Below are 12902 nucleotides of genomic sequence, written 5' to 3'. Positions count from 1 at the left end.
GGAGCCTGTGAACTGAGATATCGCGGGGCATACCCATAATATTTGCCCTTTGCGCCCTTGTCGGCGCGGGGGGAAGGCGATGAATTATCGGGTCTGTCTTGTAGTGATGTTGATGGCATCCGTTGCACAGGCGCAGGCACCTACGCCCGATATCAGCAGCGCAACCTGTCTCAAGTTGAACCGGGAAATCACCCGTTATATACGTCGCGGCGTCGACTTGCCCCTGGTTGAACTGACTTTGTTCAGGCAAACCCGCCATCGACTGATCGAGGAATATGAGGCAGGGCAGTATCCTCTCGAATTGTTGGCAACAGCCTTGTACGAACTGGCGCGGGACACCGTGAAGGTGGTTGAAGCCTGCCGGCGCAAGCCCAGTCGCAAGTTTATCGAGATGTTGCCCGAGAGTGTCCAGACGCTATTGGCACCCACGGATCGTTGAGTCAGCAGGCTACGGCTTTGCCGGGATTGGCCGATAAAGGTGGAAAGGCCCGGGTATGCTTGCCCGCCAAACTGTAATAAAGGAGCGAATTGTGAAAGCGTGGATCATGTTGATGCTGGCCTTGACCTTGCCGATGGCGGCGGTCGGGGAAGAGGCGCAGGAAGGCGGCGACAAGGTCAGCTACATCAGCCTGAGCCCGCCATTTGTAGGTAACTATGGCCTGGACGGCAGCGCCCGGCTCAAGGTGTACAAGGCTGATATTTCCTTGCGTGTGACGGGGGCCGATGCGGCCAAGGCGGTTAAAACCAATGACGCCTTGATCCGTAATCAACTGGTGGGGCTGTTTACCCAGCAGACCAGTGAAACCCTGGGCAGTGTTGAAGCCAAGGAGAAGCTGCGCCAGGAAGCCTTGAAACAAATCCAGCAGGTCATGACTGCCGAAACTGGCAAACCGATGGTGGACGATCTGCTGTTCAACAACTTGATTGTTCAGTAAAGACGCAGATACCGGCCTGGCTTTTGTGTGGGAGCGGGCTTGCTCGCGATAGTTTCACCTCGACCTGTCTGACGTATCGAGGCGCTTGCATCGCGAGCAAGCCCGCTCCCACATAACCCGTGCCCGTGCCCGGGCTTACGACGCCAGACTCTTGCGAAACCGCGCCAGGGCAATGGCGAAGAACACCAGGCCAATACCTACCAGGGCCAGCAAGTCCGGCCACACCACGCTCACCCCCGCACCGCGGAACAGGATCGCCGCGCTCAGGCTCACAAAATGGGTCGACGGCGAGCACTGCATCACCCATTGCAGCCACACGGGCATGCTGTCCAGCGGCGTGCTGCCGCCCGAGAGCAGGAGCATCGGAATGATCACCGGGATGGCCAGCAAACCGAACTGCGGTGTTGAACGCGCCAGGGTCGCAAGGAAGATCCCCAGCGCGGTACTGGCAAACAGGTACAGCGCGGTGACCAGCAAGAACAGGGTCAACGACCCCGCCAGTGGCACGCCCAGCGCCCATTTGACGATGACTTCCAGCGACACCCAGGTGCACAGCACGACCACCAGCATGTTGCTCCAGATTTTTGCCAGCATGATTTCCAGCGCCGTCAGTGGCAGCACCAGCAAATGGTCGAGCGTGCCGTGCTCGCGTTCGCGCAGCAACGCGGTGCCTGTCAGCACAATGGCCAGAATGGTGATGTTATTGACGATCTGGATTACGGCCAAAAACCAGCCGCCTTCCAGGTTGGCGTTGAACAACGCGCGGCTGGAAATCAGTGCCGGGCTTTTTGCCGCCGCGTCACCCTGGCCCGCATAGTTGAGCAGTTCACGCTGGAAAATCTGCCCGATATAGCCTGCCCCCATAAACGCCTGGCTCATAGCGGTGGCATCGACGTTGACCTGCAGGCCGGGTTGGCGACCTGCCAACAAGTCGGCCTGGAAGTTGGCTGGCACATTGATCACAAAGGTGTATTGGCCGTTATCCATCGCCTGATCGAGCTGGTCATAAGGCAAGGCTTGTGGCGCTTTGAACTCCGGGGGCAGCAGCGATTCGCCGAGTTTGCGTGACAGGGGGCTGTGGTCTTCATCAATGATGGCAACGCTGGCGTTGTGCACACCGATGATCGAGCTCGACGCCGGCATATAGATCGCCACCGTAAAGGCATAGAGCAAGAACAGCAGCAGCACGCTGTCATGACGCAGGCTGGTGAGTTCTTTAAGGCCAAGGCGCAGGATGTGCGAGAGCTTGTGCATCAAACCTCCTGCTTCTTGAGCATGATCAGGCTCAGCCCGGTAAACGCAACAAAAAAGCCGAACAGCGCCAGGCATTGCGGCCACAACTGGCGCAGGTCGAGCGCTTTGGTGAAGGTGCCCACTGCAATATCGAGGAAGTGCCCGGCCGGGAACAGCATGCCCATCACCGCCGACGCACCTTCCAGCGAGGAGCGCGGTACCAGCAGCCCGGAAAACTGGATGGTCGGCAGGCTAGTGATGATCATGGTGCCCAGGATCGCAGCGATCTGGGTGCGGGTGAAGGCGGAAATCAGCAGGCCCATGCTGGTGGTCGACAGCACATACAGCAGCCCGCCCAGCGCCAGGGTCAAGCCGCTGCCCTTGAACGGTACGCCAAACAGCCAGCGGTTCATGGCCACCAGCAACGCCAGGTTGACCAGGCTTACCGCCAGGTATGGCGCCTGTTTGCCCAGCAGAAATTCGAGACGTGTCAGCGGTGTGGCGTAAAAGTTGGTGATGGAGCCCAGTTCTTTTTCACGCACGATGCCCAGCGCGGTCAGCATGGCCGGGATAAACGCCAGGATCAGCGCCATGACGCCGGGACCGATGGCATTGACGCTGATGACATCCTGGTTGTAGCGAAAACGGGTTTCCAGCTTGACTGCGGCTTGCCGGTTTTGCGCCTGACTGCTCAAAGTGGCCAATTGTTCCAAGTTGGCCTGATGCACGGCCTGCACATAGCTGCGGCTGGTTTCGGCGCGAAACGGCATGCCACCATCGAGCCATGCGGCAACTGTCGGCTGGCGCCCGGCATACAAGTCGCGGCCAAACCCCGGAGGAATTTCCAAGGCAATTTTTATTTCCGAGCGTTGCAGACGTTTGTGCAACTCATCCGCACTGCGGATCGGCGTGTGCTCTTCGAAATAACGGGAACCGCGGAATGCCTCGAGATAGGCGCGGCTTTGCGGGCTCTGGTCCTGGTCGTAGACCGCGAAGGCGAGGTTTTCCACGTCCAGGGAAATGCCGTAGCCGAAAATCACCATCATGAACAACGCGCCCAGCAAGGCAAAGGCCATGCGTACCTTGTCGCGCAGTAACTCCTTGGATTCGCGACTGGCCACGGCAATCAGCCGGGTCAGGCTGAAACCCCTTTTGCTGACCGGTGGCGGCGTATTGACTGCAGGCGTGGCGACGGGCTCCGGCGCAGAGGCCGCGCTGGCGTCCTGATCGTTCTGGGCCTGCTCCAGGCAGGTGACAAACGCTGCTTCCAGGGTGTCACCGTGGAATTGCTGCTGCAGCGCATCGGGTGTGTCGCAGGCCAGCACCTTGCCAGCGTGCATCAACGAAATACGGTCGCAGCGCTGGGCTTCGTTCATAAAGTGGGTGGACAGGAAGATGGTCACCCCCTGCTCGCGGGACAGCTCGATCAGCAGGCGCCAGAAGTCATCGCGGGCGGCCGGGTCGACGCCCGAAGTGGGCTCGTCGAGGATCAGCACTTCGGGGCGATGCAGCACGGCCACCGCCAGCGACAGGCGCTGGCGCAGGCCCAGGGGCAATTCGCCGGACTGTTGTGTGGCCACGTCACCGAGATCGAAGCGCTCGATCAACTCTTCGATGCGCGGCTCGCTTTCGGCCTTGGGCAAATCGAACAGTTGCGCGTGCAGCACCAGGTTTTGCCGCACGCTCAACTCGCCGTACAACGAAAAGCTCTGCGACATGAAACCCACGCGCTTGCGCGTGGCCAGGTCCTTGGCATTTACCGGGTTGCCGAGCAGTTTGGCGCTGCCTTCGGTGGCGGGCATCAGCCCGGTGAGGACTTTCATGGTGGTGGTTTTGCCGCAGCCGTTGGAGCCCAGAAAACCGAAAATCTCGCCCCGGCCAATGGCAAAGCTGACTTTGTTCACCGCGGTAAAATCGCCGAACCTGAGCGTCAGGTCGTGGGCCTCAATGGCGATATCGCTGTTGTCGCTGGTGCGCGGCGGAATCACCAGTGGCTCGCTGCTGTGGCCGCTGTCGCCCTGATAGTGGGTGAAGGCCTCGTCGAGCTTGCCGGTGGTGGTGACCGCCGCCAGTTCCTGGCTCAGGCCGGTGGCAATCAATTTGCCGCGATCCAGCATCAGGCAGTGTTCGAACTGCTCGGCCTCTTCCATATAGGCCGTCGCCACCAGCAGCGTCAGTTGCGGGCGCTGGCTGCGCACATCCTCCACCAGTTCCCAGAAGCGTCGACGTGACAGCGGGTCAACACCTGTGGTCGGTTCGTCGAGGATCAGCAGGTCGGGCTCGTGAATCAACGCGCAGCACAGCCCGAGTTTTTGCTTCATGCCACCTGACAGCTTGCCCGCCGGGCGCTCGGCAAACCGCTCAAGGTCGGTGGCCTTGAGCAGTTCGGCCATGCGTTGTTCGCAGTCGTCTTTCGACAGGCCAAACAAGGTGCCGAAAAAGCGGATGTTTTCGCTGATCGACAGTTCCGGGTAAAGGTTGCCGCCCAGGCCTTGGGGCATAAACGCAATCAGCGGGTACAGGGTGTTGCGATGCCGGCGGTTATCAATCGGGCCGCCGAGCACCTCAAGAGTACCCTCCTGGAGCTTCTTGACCCCGGCAATCAGCCCCAGCAGGCTCGACTTGCCCGCGCCATCAGGCCCGATAAGCCCGCAGCGCGTGCCCTTGGGCAGGCTGAACGTGATGTCCAGCAGTGCCTGCTGGTTACCGTACCTGTGGCTGATGCCACTGGCGTTTAGCGCCAGATCGCTCATTGCAGATTAGCCGGCCACGGTACATCGGCGGTTCGTACATAACCGGCGCCCGGCATGCCCGGTTTGGCCTGTGGTACGGCGCCCGGGTCGGTGAGGCGCAGTTTTACCCGGAACACCAGCTTTTGCCGCTCGTCGCGGGTTTCAACTTCTTTGGGGGTGAACTGGGATTTGGCCGCGACAAAGGTGACTTTGGCCGGTAGTGCCCGGTCGGGCAGGGCGTCGAGCACGATGCGGGCTTCAGAGCCTACGGTCAATTTGCCGACCACCGAAGCGGGCATGTACAGGTTCATGTACTGATCGCTGGGGTCGATCATCATAAATACCCGCCCGCCCGAACCGAGGACTTCACCGGGCTCGGCCAGGCGCAACTGGATCACGCCGTTGATGGGCGCGCGCAGGCTGCTGTCGTCAATTTCGCTGGTCAGCTGTGCGACCTGGGCCTGGGATGAGCCGATCGCGGCCTTGGCGGCGGCGACCTGGGCCTGGGCGGCGACGACTGCGGCGTTACTGGTGTCGTATCGGGCTTGTTGCTGGTCCAGTTGCTGGCCGCTGGCAAAACCGCGCTTGGCCAGTTGGCGAAAACGCGTGAGTTCCTGGCTGGCCAGCAGCTTCTCGCTCTGGCGCAGTTGCACGTTAGCTTCGTTGGCAGCCAGGGTCTGGCGGGCGCGCAGCACTTCGGCTTCGGCTTGCGCGCGGCTGGCCTCCAGGGTGCGGGTGTCCATGCGGGCCAGCAATTGGCCCTGGGTGACGCGGTCACCTTCATCGACCAGTACTTCGGCCAGGCGTCCGGGTATTTTGGCTGCGATTTGTACTTCCGTGGCTTCGAGCCGACCGTTGCCCATGCTGATGCCTTCAGGGAGGCGGTCGTGCTGGGATTTCCAATAACCGAACCCGCCTGCTGCAATCAGCAAGACAGCCAAAGGGATAACGAAATAATGGGAAATACGGTGGTTGCTAGACATGCCGACATCCTGTGTCACAGAGCGCTCTAGTTTGACGGTTTCAAGGCGGTTGCGACTTGATGCCAGTCAAAGGAAGTCCAGAGCGTAGACGCTAAAAGCGGATGCTGCTTGTCAGGTGAGAGCGGGAGTGTTGTGGGAGCGGGCTTGCTCGCGATTCAGGCGGTGATGTCTGACATGTGAACCACAGCGATCCCATCGCGAGCAAGCCCGCTCCCACACCAAGCCCGCTCCCACAGCGATTCGCTCTACAGCAACCCCATCACCACGGCCCATTGCTCATCGGTCACGGGCATCACCGAGAGGCGGCTGCCTTTTTGCACCAGCGGCATTTCGGCCAGGGCAGTTTGCTGCTTGAGGTAGTCGAGCTTGATCACCCTGGAGAACGTCTGCTCATGGGCCACCTGCAGCGCACTCCACGGGTTTTTTTCCGCACTGGCCTTGGGGTCGAAGTAATGGCTTTCTGGGTCCAGTGCGGTCGGGTCGGGGTAAGCGGCTTCAACGATTCGGCCCACTCCGGCAATACCCGGTTCGGGGCAGCTGGAATGGTAAAAAAAGAACAGGTCACCCACCGCCATGGCGCGCATGAAATTGCGCGCCTGATAGTTACGCACGCCATCCCAGCGCGCTTCACCGAGCTTTTGCAAATCCTTGATCGAGAACTCGTCAGGCTCGGATTTCATCAACCAATAGGCCATTTTTTACTCCAGAAACATGCTGTGGTTAATTTGCCCGACTATATTTAACTAAACCGACAGTCGGTTGACGCCAGCGTTTGCGTGTGTCTTCGTGTTGCCGCAAAATGCCCGCCTTTTAAGCTTGACGCTGCTGCACGGCCTATAACAAAAACCGTCGCTGTCATCGTGTTGATTTGCCTTAAGGAGGGCAATCGATGAAACGCAAACCGGATTTACTGTGGATGCTGGTTATTTTGTTCGGTTTGGGTGTGGTTACAACGGGCTATGCGCAAAGTTTGTGGTCGAATTCGAGCGACGCGCCGATTGAACTGGCGCAACAGCAAGTACAACCTTTCAAACGCTAAACCTTGATGGATGGCCTGTCAGTGGGCGATGTACCACTGCCTGTCCGAGACCGTGCCCTGTAAAGGGACATCCCAACTGGCCTGGGCCAGGCTCTCGACCTTTTGACATTCGTGGGCCAGCCCTACCAGCGTCGGCTTGCGCCAGCATTGGCGTCTGGCCTGATACGCCAGGCTGCGGTCATAAAAGCCGCCGCCCATGCCCAGTCGCCCACCCGTAGCATCAAACCCCACCAGCGGCAGCAGCACCAGGTCCAGTGCCCAGACCTTGCGCTGGCGTGCGCGGTTGATGTGGGGTTCGAGAATGCGAAAACGGTTGGGGCGAAGCGTTTCGCCGGGGGCAATGCGTTGAAACACCATTTTGGTTTTCGGCCACGCACTGAGCACCGGCAGGTAGGTGATCTTGCCCCGGCGCTGGGCTTCACGCAGCAGCAGGCGCGGATCGATTTCACCGTCAGTGGGCAGGTACAGGGCGATGTGTTTGGCGCGGCGAAACAGCGGGTGTTGCGCCAGTTGCCGGTACAGGCCACGGGCGGCCTGGCGTTGCTCGCAGGGCGACAGGTCGCGGCGGGCTTTGCGCAGCATTCGGCGAAGTTGCGGGCGGGTAGGCGTCGCAGGTTCGTTCATATGGCGTGCTGTTCAGGATCGAGGCACCGGGTGGTGGCTCGTGCAAGCCAATGCCAGCGGGTTGCTGGCATTGCGCTCGGAAATCAGGCTCCCCGACGTACCGCTGTCGGCTTGGCCCTTGAACCCGAAAGTTCAAGGTGGAAGTTGCAGTAGACCTTAAGGCTTTCCGTCTAGCGGACATGCACACCGGCCCAACGTGCAAGCTCCAGGGTAGTGCGAATCGGCTCAGGGACATCGCTAACTGGCGAATACTCCAGGGAGTGGCGCGAGTATACCCCAAAGTAACGTCTTGAATCAGCTTTGGCGTTCGTTCGGATCAGTGGCCAACACCAGGTCAACGCGATCCAGCAGGTCGCGCACCTGTTCGCGGGTGGAACTGCTGGTTTGAACTTCGGCGACTTCCTGTTTGTGCAACAGATCGTGGGTGATATTCAGCGCGGCCATCACGGCGATACGGTCGGCGCCAATGACTTTGCCACTGCTGCGGATTTCACGCATTTTGCCGTCCAGGTAGCGGGCGGCGCTCACCAGGTTGCTGCGTTCTTCCTGGGGGCACATGATCGAATACTCTTTGTCGAGGATGTGCACGGTGACGCTATTGCTTGAACTCATGAGTCTTGCTCCAGGGCTTTGAGGCGCGAAATCATCGATTCCACCTTGTTCCGGGCGATTTCGTTTTTTTCAATGAGGTGCGCGCGTTCCTCGCGCCAAGTCTTTTCCTGAGCAATTAAGAGTGCGTTTTGCCGGTTAAGTTGCTCAACCCGGGCAATCAGCAGCTCGAGTCTGGCCATCAGTGCATGCAGGTCGGTGTCTTCCATTGTGTCCTACTGTGAATTTTCTGATGGATGGGGACTGACGCCTCGATGGTCTGGCACGTCTGCCGATGCTAGGATACAAGCCCTCCATTCTAGACATAGCGCCGCTTGGCGCCTAGCTGACCATGCCTATTCAGAATTCCCCGTATCAAGCCTTTGTAACCCTGCTGGCCGCCAACGGCCACTCCGTCTCGCCTGCCGAACTGCATGGCCACCTGCTGGGTCGCAGCTGTGCCGGTTCCGGTTTCGATGCTGACGCCTGGCTGGTCGAAGCCGCCGAACTGCTGGCAGGCGAGCCACAAGACAACGTACGCAATGCCTTGATCGGATTGCAAGAGATGGTCAAGGGTGAACTGACCAGCGACGACATGACCGTGGTGCTGTTGCTGCCCACCGATGACGCGCCATTGACTGAGCGTGCCGCTGCCCTGGGCCAGTGGTGCCAGGGGTTCCTGTCCGGTTTCGGCCTGACCCGCCGCGCCTATTCGTTGAGCGACGAAGCCAATGAAGTGCTGCGCGACCTGGCGGCCATCGCCCAGGTGCAAGATGCCCTGGAAGAATCCGAAGACGGCGAAAGCGACTACATGGAAGTGATGGAATACCTGCGCGTCGCGCCGCTGTTGCTGTTCACCGAAACCAAAAAAACCGCTGAAGCCGCGCCCGCCAAGCCTTCGCTGCACTGATTGAACGACAAGAGGGAAACCGTCTGCCCATGATCCATATCCCGAAATCGGAATACGCACGTCGCCGCAAGGCACTCATGGCGCAGATGGAGCCCAACAGCATTGCGATCCTCCCCGCAGCGGCGGTGGCCATTCGCAATCGCGATGTCGAACATGTTTACCGCCAGGACAGCAATTTCCAGTACCTGAGCGGCTTTCCCGAGCCTGCGGCCGTGATTGTCCTGATCCCGGGCCGGGTTCATGGCGAGTACGTGCTGTTTTGCCGCGAGCGCAATGCCGAGCGCGAATTGTGGGACGGCAAGCGGGCCGGGCAAGAGGGCGCGATCCGCGACTTTGGCGCCGACGACGCGTTCCCGATCACCGATATCGACGACATCCTGCCGGGGCTGATTGAAGGCCGCAGCCGGGTGTATTCGGCGATGGGCGGCAATCCCGAATTCGATCGCAATTTGATGGACTGGATCAACGCGATTCGCTCCAAGGCCAACCTCGGCGCCCAGCCACCCAACGAATTCGTTGCTCTGGATCATCTGCTGCACGACATGCGCCTGTATAAATCGGCGGCAGAACTCAAGGTCATGCGCCATGCGGCGCAAATCTCGGCTCGCGCCCATGTGCGTGCCATGCAGGCCAGCCGTGCCGGTTTGCATGAGTACAGCCTGGAGGCCGAGCTGGATTACGAATTTCGTAAAAGCGGGGCAAAAATGCCAGCCTATGGCTCGATCGTCGCCTCTGGCGATAACAGCTGCATCCTGCATTACCAGGAGAACGACGCGCAGCTCAAAAGCGGCGACCTGGTATTGATCGATGCCGGCTGCGAGATCGACTGCTACGCCAGCGATATCAGCCGCACGTTCCCGGTTAACGGCCGGTTCTCGCCGGAGCAGAAAGCCATCTACGAGCTGGTGCTGGCGGCGCAGGAAGCGGCATTTGCCGAGATCGGCCCCGACAAGCACTGGAACCAGGCCCACGAAGCCACGGTGCAGGTGATTACCGCCGGACTGGTGGCGCTGGGGCTGTTGCAGGGCGACGTTGACGAACTGATCGCCAGCGAAGCCTATAAACCGTTTTATATGCACCGCGCTGGCCACTGGCTGGGGCTCGATGTGCATGACGTGGGTGAATACAAGGTCGAGGGTGAGTGGCGCGTGCTGGAAGCGGGCATGACCCTGACCGTGGAGCCGGGCATCTATATCAGCCCGGGCAACCTCAACGTTGCGAAAAAATGGCGCGGCATTGGCGTGCGCATCGAGGACGACGTGGTGGTCACCAAACACGGCTGTGAAATCCTGACTGGCGATGTGCCTAAAACCGTCGCCGAGATCGAAGCGTTGATGGCGGGCGCGGCATGAGTCGCGTCAATCTGGCCATTATCGGTGGCGGCCTGGTAGGCGCGAGCCTGGCGCTGGCGTTGCAGGCCGGGGCCAAGGCCCGTGGCTGGAAGATCGTGCTGATCGAGCCGTTCGCACCCGGCAACAGCTACCAGCCCAGCTACGATGCCCGTTCCTCGGCGCTCAGCTATGGCGCGCGGATCATCTACGAGCGCCTGGGCCTGTGGCAGTCGATTGCCGAGCGCGGCGAGCCGATCAAGGACATTCATGTGTCAGACCGCGGGCGCTTCTCGACGGCGCGGCTGTCGGCCAGTGAAGAAGGCGTGCCAGCGCTGGGTTATGTGGTCGAAAACGCCTGGCTGGGCCAGTGCCTGTGGAAAAGCCTGGACCCGGACGTGATCAGCTGGCGTTGCCCGGCTGAAGTTATCCACATGCAACCGCTGGAAGACGGCTATCGCCTGACCCTTAACGACGAAACCACCCTGGACTGCGACCTTGCCGTCCTGGCCGATGGCGGGCGGTCGGGCTTGCGCGAGAAGCTGGGCATCCATGTGCGCCAGCAGCCGTACAACCAGAGCGCGCTGATTGCCAATATCACCCCGAGCCAGCCCCACGCCGGCATGGCATTTGAACGTTTCACCGACGAAGGCCCGATGGCCTTGCTGCCGTTGCCTGACAACCGCTGCGCGCTGGTGTGGACTCGTTTGGGGATGGACGCGCAGCGTCTGGCGGCCCTGGACGAACGCAGCTTTCTCAGCGAGTTGCAGGGCGTTTTCGGCTATCGTCTGGGCACTCTCAAACAAGTGGGTGCGCGGCATCTGTACCCCCTGACCCTGGTTGAAGCGCAAGAGCAGGTACGCCCGCATCTGGCGGTGCTGGGCAATGCCGCCCATAGCCTGCATCCGATTGCGGGGCAGGGCTTCAACCTTTCCCTGCGTGATGCCCAGGCACTGGCCGACGCTTTGTTGGCCAGTGACAAGAACCCGGGTGATTTCGCGACCCTGTTGAGTTATCAACAGGCGCAACAACTCGACCAGCAACTGACCATCGGGTTCTCGGACAAAGTGACGCGGGTGTTTGGCAGTGAGCAACCGCTGGTTTCGTTTGGTCGAAACCTGGGCTTGCTCGGCCTCGATCTGCTGCCCCCGGCCAAACGCTGGTTTGCCCGCCAGGCGATGGGCCTGGGCACCCGCGCAGACAGTTGATGACGAGCGGGGCGAACGCGCCCCGTGTCGATCCATTTTTTCAGGTGCGGCGTACGCCGCTAGCGAGACAGGCTTAAAGCATGGAAATGCGCGCAGATCTGCTGATTGTTGGGGCCGGAATGGTCGGAAGCGCACTGGCGCTGGCGCTCAAGGACAGCGGGCTGAAAATCCTGCTGCTCGACGGCGGCCCGCTGAGCGTCAAGCCCTTTGCCGCCGAAGCGCCCTTCGAACCCCGGGTCAGTGCCCTGTCGGCCGCCAGCCAGCGCATCTTGCAGCGCCTTGGCGCCTGGGACGGCATCACCCGCCGCCGCGCCAGCCCGTATTCGCACATGCACGTGTGGGATGGCAGCGGCACCGGGCAGATCCACTTTTCGGCGGCCAGCGTGCATGCCGAGGTGCTGGGCCATATCGTCGAAAACCGTGTGGTCCAGGACGCCCTGCTGGAGTGCCTGCAGGGCAGCTCTATCGAGATGCTGGCCAATGCGCGCATGGAGCAGATGCGCCGCTCTGGCGACGACTGGCTGCTGACCCTTGCCGATGGCCGCACCTTGAGGGCGCCGCTGGTGATTGCTGCCGATGGGGCGAACTCGGCTGTGCGCCGCCTGACCGGCTGTGAGACCCGCGAGTGGGATTACCAGCACCACGCCATCGTCACCAGCGTGCGGTGCGCCGAGCCGCACCAGCATACGGCCTGGCAGCGTTTTACCGATCACGGTCCGCTGGCGTTTTTGCCGCTGGAACGTGACGGTCAGCAGGACTGGTGCTCGATTGTCTGGTCGACCACCCCCGAACAAGCCCAATACCTGATGACGCTGGACGACGCAGCGTTCTGCCGCGAGCTGGAGCTGGCTTTTGAAGGCCGTCTGGGCAGCGTGTTGAGTGCCGATCCACGGGTATGCGTGCCACTGCGTCAGCGTCATGCCAAACGTTATGTGGCCGAAGGCCTGGCGTTGATCGGAGATGCGGCGCACACCATTCACCCGCTGGCCGGGCAGGGCGTGAACCTGGGCTTCCTGGATGCGGCGGTGCTGGCGCATGTGCTGCTGCACGCGGTTGACCGTGGCGAGCGTTTGGCTGATGTGCGTGTGCTGAGCCGGTTCGAACGTCGGCGCATGCCGCATAACCTGGCGTTGATGGCGGCGATGGAAGGCTTTGAGCGGTTGTTCCAGGCGGACTCACTGACTGCCCGGTTGCTGCGTAATACCGGTTTGAAATGGGTGAATAAAATGCCCGAGGCCAAGGCCTTGTTTGTGCGCCAGGCACTGGGCCTGAGTGGCGACCTGCCGCCGCTGGCCAAACCCTGATTGATGCCTTTGATCTTG

Annotated in this window: 14 protein-coding genes and 1 other RNA gene; 7 read left to right on the top strand and 8 right to left on the bottom strand. The window is 60.8% G+C overall.

Going from position 1 to position 12902, the window contains the following annotated elements:
• Window positions 1–112 precede the first annotated feature (112 nt).
• Window positions 113–439, top strand: a complete 327-nt coding sequence (locus AB3G35_RS02180) for a hypothetical protein (protein ID WP_369782272.1) — start codon at window positions 113–115, stop codon at window positions 437–439.
• Between the two features lie 91 nt (window positions 440–530).
• Window positions 531–935 (top strand): flagellar basal body-associated protein FliL, encoded by a 405-nt coding sequence (locus AB3G35_RS02175; RefSeq protein WP_016783026.1) that lies wholly within the window; start codon window positions 531–533, stop codon window positions 933–935.
• A gap of 135 nt (window positions 936–1070) precedes the next feature.
• Here the strand turns inward: AB3G35_RS02175 and AB3G35_RS02170 are convergent, their stop codons facing one another.
• The 4 genes from AB3G35_RS02170 to AB3G35_RS02155 form a co-directional block, all read right to left on the bottom strand.
• A complete protein-coding gene (locus tag AB3G35_RS02170) occupies window positions 1071–2189 on the bottom strand; it encodes an ABC transporter permease (protein WP_203304430.1) in 1119 nt (372 codons plus the stop codon).
• On the bottom strand, window positions 2189–4921 hold the full coding sequence (gene rbbA / locus AB3G35_RS02165) for a ribosome-associated ATPase/putative transporter RbbA (RefSeq protein ID WP_016783028.1): 2733 nt from the start codon (window positions 4919–4921) through the stop codon (window positions 2189–2191). Before rbbA ends, AB3G35_RS02170 begins: the two co-directional genes overlap by 1 nt.
• On the bottom strand, window positions 4918–5883 hold the full coding sequence (locus AB3G35_RS02160; protein ID WP_016783029.1) for an HlyD family secretion protein: 966 nt from the start codon (window positions 5881–5883) through the stop codon (window positions 4918–4920). The genes rbbA and AB3G35_RS02160 overlap by 4 nt, the downstream gene beginning before the upstream one ends.
• Before the next feature lie 245 nt (window positions 5884–6128).
• Window positions 6129–6578, bottom strand: coding sequence for an EVE domain-containing protein (locus AB3G35_RS02155; protein ID WP_016783030.1), 450 nt, complete (start codon window positions 6576–6578; stop codon window positions 6129–6131).
• 194 nt (window positions 6579–6772) lie between these two features.
• Here AB3G35_RS02155 and AB3G35_RS02150 point away from each other — a divergent pair, with 194 nt between their 5' ends.
• On the top strand, window positions 6773–6922 hold the full coding sequence (locus AB3G35_RS02150; RefSeq protein WP_016783031.1) for a hypothetical protein: 150 nt from the start codon (window positions 6773–6775) through the stop codon (window positions 6920–6922).
• A gap of 18 nt (window positions 6923–6940) precedes the next feature.
• Here the strand turns inward: AB3G35_RS02150 and AB3G35_RS02145 are convergent, their stop codons facing one another.
• The 4 genes from AB3G35_RS02145 to AB3G35_RS02130 form a co-directional block, all read right to left on the bottom strand.
• Window positions 6941–7546 (bottom strand): 5-formyltetrahydrofolate cyclo-ligase, encoded by a 606-nt coding sequence (locus AB3G35_RS02145; protein WP_029611674.1) that lies wholly within the window; start codon window positions 7544–7546, stop codon window positions 6941–6943.
• 85 nt (window positions 7547–7631) lie between these two features.
• Window positions 7632–7809, bottom strand: a non-coding RNA gene (gene ssrS, locus AB3G35_RS02140) — 6S RNA.
• A 31-nt stretch (window positions 7810–7840) separates the two neighbouring features.
• Window positions 7841–8158 (bottom strand): cell division protein ZapA, encoded by a 318-nt coding sequence (locus AB3G35_RS02135; RefSeq protein WP_369782271.1) that lies wholly within the window; start codon window positions 8156–8158, stop codon window positions 7841–7843.
• On the bottom strand, window positions 8155–8364 hold the full coding sequence (locus AB3G35_RS02130) for a TIGR02449 family protein (protein WP_016783034.1): 210 nt from the start codon (window positions 8362–8364) through the stop codon (window positions 8155–8157). Before AB3G35_RS02130 ends, AB3G35_RS02135 begins: the two co-directional genes overlap by 4 nt.
• 122 nt (window positions 8365–8486) lie before the next feature.
• Here AB3G35_RS02130 and AB3G35_RS02125 point away from each other — a divergent pair, with 122 nt between their 5' ends.
• The 4 genes from AB3G35_RS02125 to AB3G35_RS02110 all read left to right on the top strand — a co-directional run bounded on the left by AB3G35_RS02125 (window position 8487) and on the right by AB3G35_RS02110 (window position 12884).
• Window positions 8487–9044, top strand: coding sequence for a YecA family protein (locus AB3G35_RS02125; RefSeq protein ID WP_016783035.1), 558 nt, complete (start codon window positions 8487–8489; stop codon window positions 9042–9044).
• A gap of 29 nt (window positions 9045–9073) precedes the next feature.
• Window positions 9074–10396 carry a Xaa-Pro aminopeptidase gene (gene pepP / locus AB3G35_RS02120; protein WP_106115549.1) on the top strand — a complete coding sequence of 441 codons (1323 nt, stop codon included), beginning with the start codon at window positions 9074–9076 and terminating at the stop codon, window positions 10394–10396.
• Window positions 10393–11580 (top strand): 2-octaprenyl-6-methoxyphenyl hydroxylase, encoded by a 1188-nt coding sequence (gene ubiH, locus AB3G35_RS02115; protein ID WP_369782270.1) that lies wholly within the window; start codon window positions 10393–10395, stop codon window positions 11578–11580. Before pepP ends, ubiH begins: the two co-directional genes overlap by 4 nt.
• An 86-nt stretch (window positions 11581–11666) precedes the next feature.
• On the top strand, window positions 11667–12884 hold the full coding sequence (locus AB3G35_RS02110) for a 2-octaprenyl-3-methyl-6-methoxy-1,4-benzoquinol hydroxylase (protein ID WP_169873202.1): 1218 nt from the start codon (window positions 11667–11669) through the stop codon (window positions 12882–12884).
• Window positions 12885–12902 lie beyond the last annotated feature (18 nt).

Origin of the sequence: Pseudomonas sp. WC2401 (assembly GCF_041200115.1) — a bacterium.
Taxonomy (GTDB): Bacteria; Pseudomonadota; Gammaproteobacteria; order Pseudomonadales; family Pseudomonadaceae; genus Aquipseudomonas; species Aquipseudomonas fragi.
The sequence above is the reverse complement of the archived record's forward strand: the minus strand, read 5'-3'. Positions and strand labels throughout refer to the sequence as shown.

What these genes read in the sequence shown, in the direction of transcription:
- AB3G35_RS02180 (WP_369782272.1), top strand. Translation starts at nt 113, where the DNA reads ATGGCATCCGTTGCACAGGCGCAGGCACCTACGCCCGATATCAGCAGC.
- AB3G35_RS02170 (WP_203304430.1), bottom strand. Translation starts at nt 2,189, where the DNA reads ATGCACAAGCTCTCGCACATCCTGCGCCTTGGCCTTAAAGAACTCACC.
- rbbA (WP_016783028.1), bottom strand. Translation starts at nt 4,921, where the DNA reads ATGAGCGATCTGGCGCTAAACGCCAGTGGCATCAGCCACAGGTACGGT.
- AB3G35_RS02160 (WP_016783029.1), bottom strand. Translation starts at nt 5,883, where the DNA reads ATGTCTAGCAACCACCGTATTTCCCATTATTTCGTTATCCCTTTGGCT.
- AB3G35_RS02155 (WP_016783030.1), bottom strand. Translation starts at nt 6,578, where the DNA reads ATGGCCTATTGGTTGATGAAATCCGAGCCTGACGAGTTCTCGATCAAG.
- AB3G35_RS02150 (WP_016783031.1), top strand. Translation starts at nt 6,773, where the DNA reads ATGAAACGCAAACCGGATTTACTGTGGATGCTGGTTATTTTGTTCGGT.
- AB3G35_RS02145 (WP_029611674.1), bottom strand. Translation starts at nt 7,546, where the DNA reads ATGAACGAACCTGCGACGCCTACCCGCCCGCAACTTCGCCGAATGCTG.
- AB3G35_RS02135 (WP_369782271.1), bottom strand. Translation starts at nt 8,158, where the DNA reads ATGAGTTCAAGCAATAGCGTCACCGTGCACATCCTCGACAAAGAGTAT.
- AB3G35_RS02130 (WP_016783034.1), bottom strand. Translation starts at nt 8,364, where the DNA reads ATGGAAGACACCGACCTGCATGCACTGATGGCCAGACTCGAGCTGCTG.
- AB3G35_RS02125 (WP_016783035.1), top strand. Translation starts at nt 8,487, where the DNA reads ATGCCTATTCAGAATTCCCCGTATCAAGCCTTTGTAACCCTGCTGGCC.
- pepP (WP_106115549.1), top strand. Translation starts at nt 9,074, where the DNA reads ATGATCCATATCCCGAAATCGGAATACGCACGTCGCCGCAAGGCACTC.
- ubiH (WP_369782270.1), top strand. Translation starts at nt 10,393, where the DNA reads ATGAGTCGCGTCAATCTGGCCATTATCGGTGGCGGCCTGGTAGGCGCG.
- AB3G35_RS02110 (WP_169873202.1), top strand. Translation starts at nt 11,667, where the DNA reads ATGCGCGCAGATCTGCTGATTGTTGGGGCCGGAATGGTCGGAAGCGCA.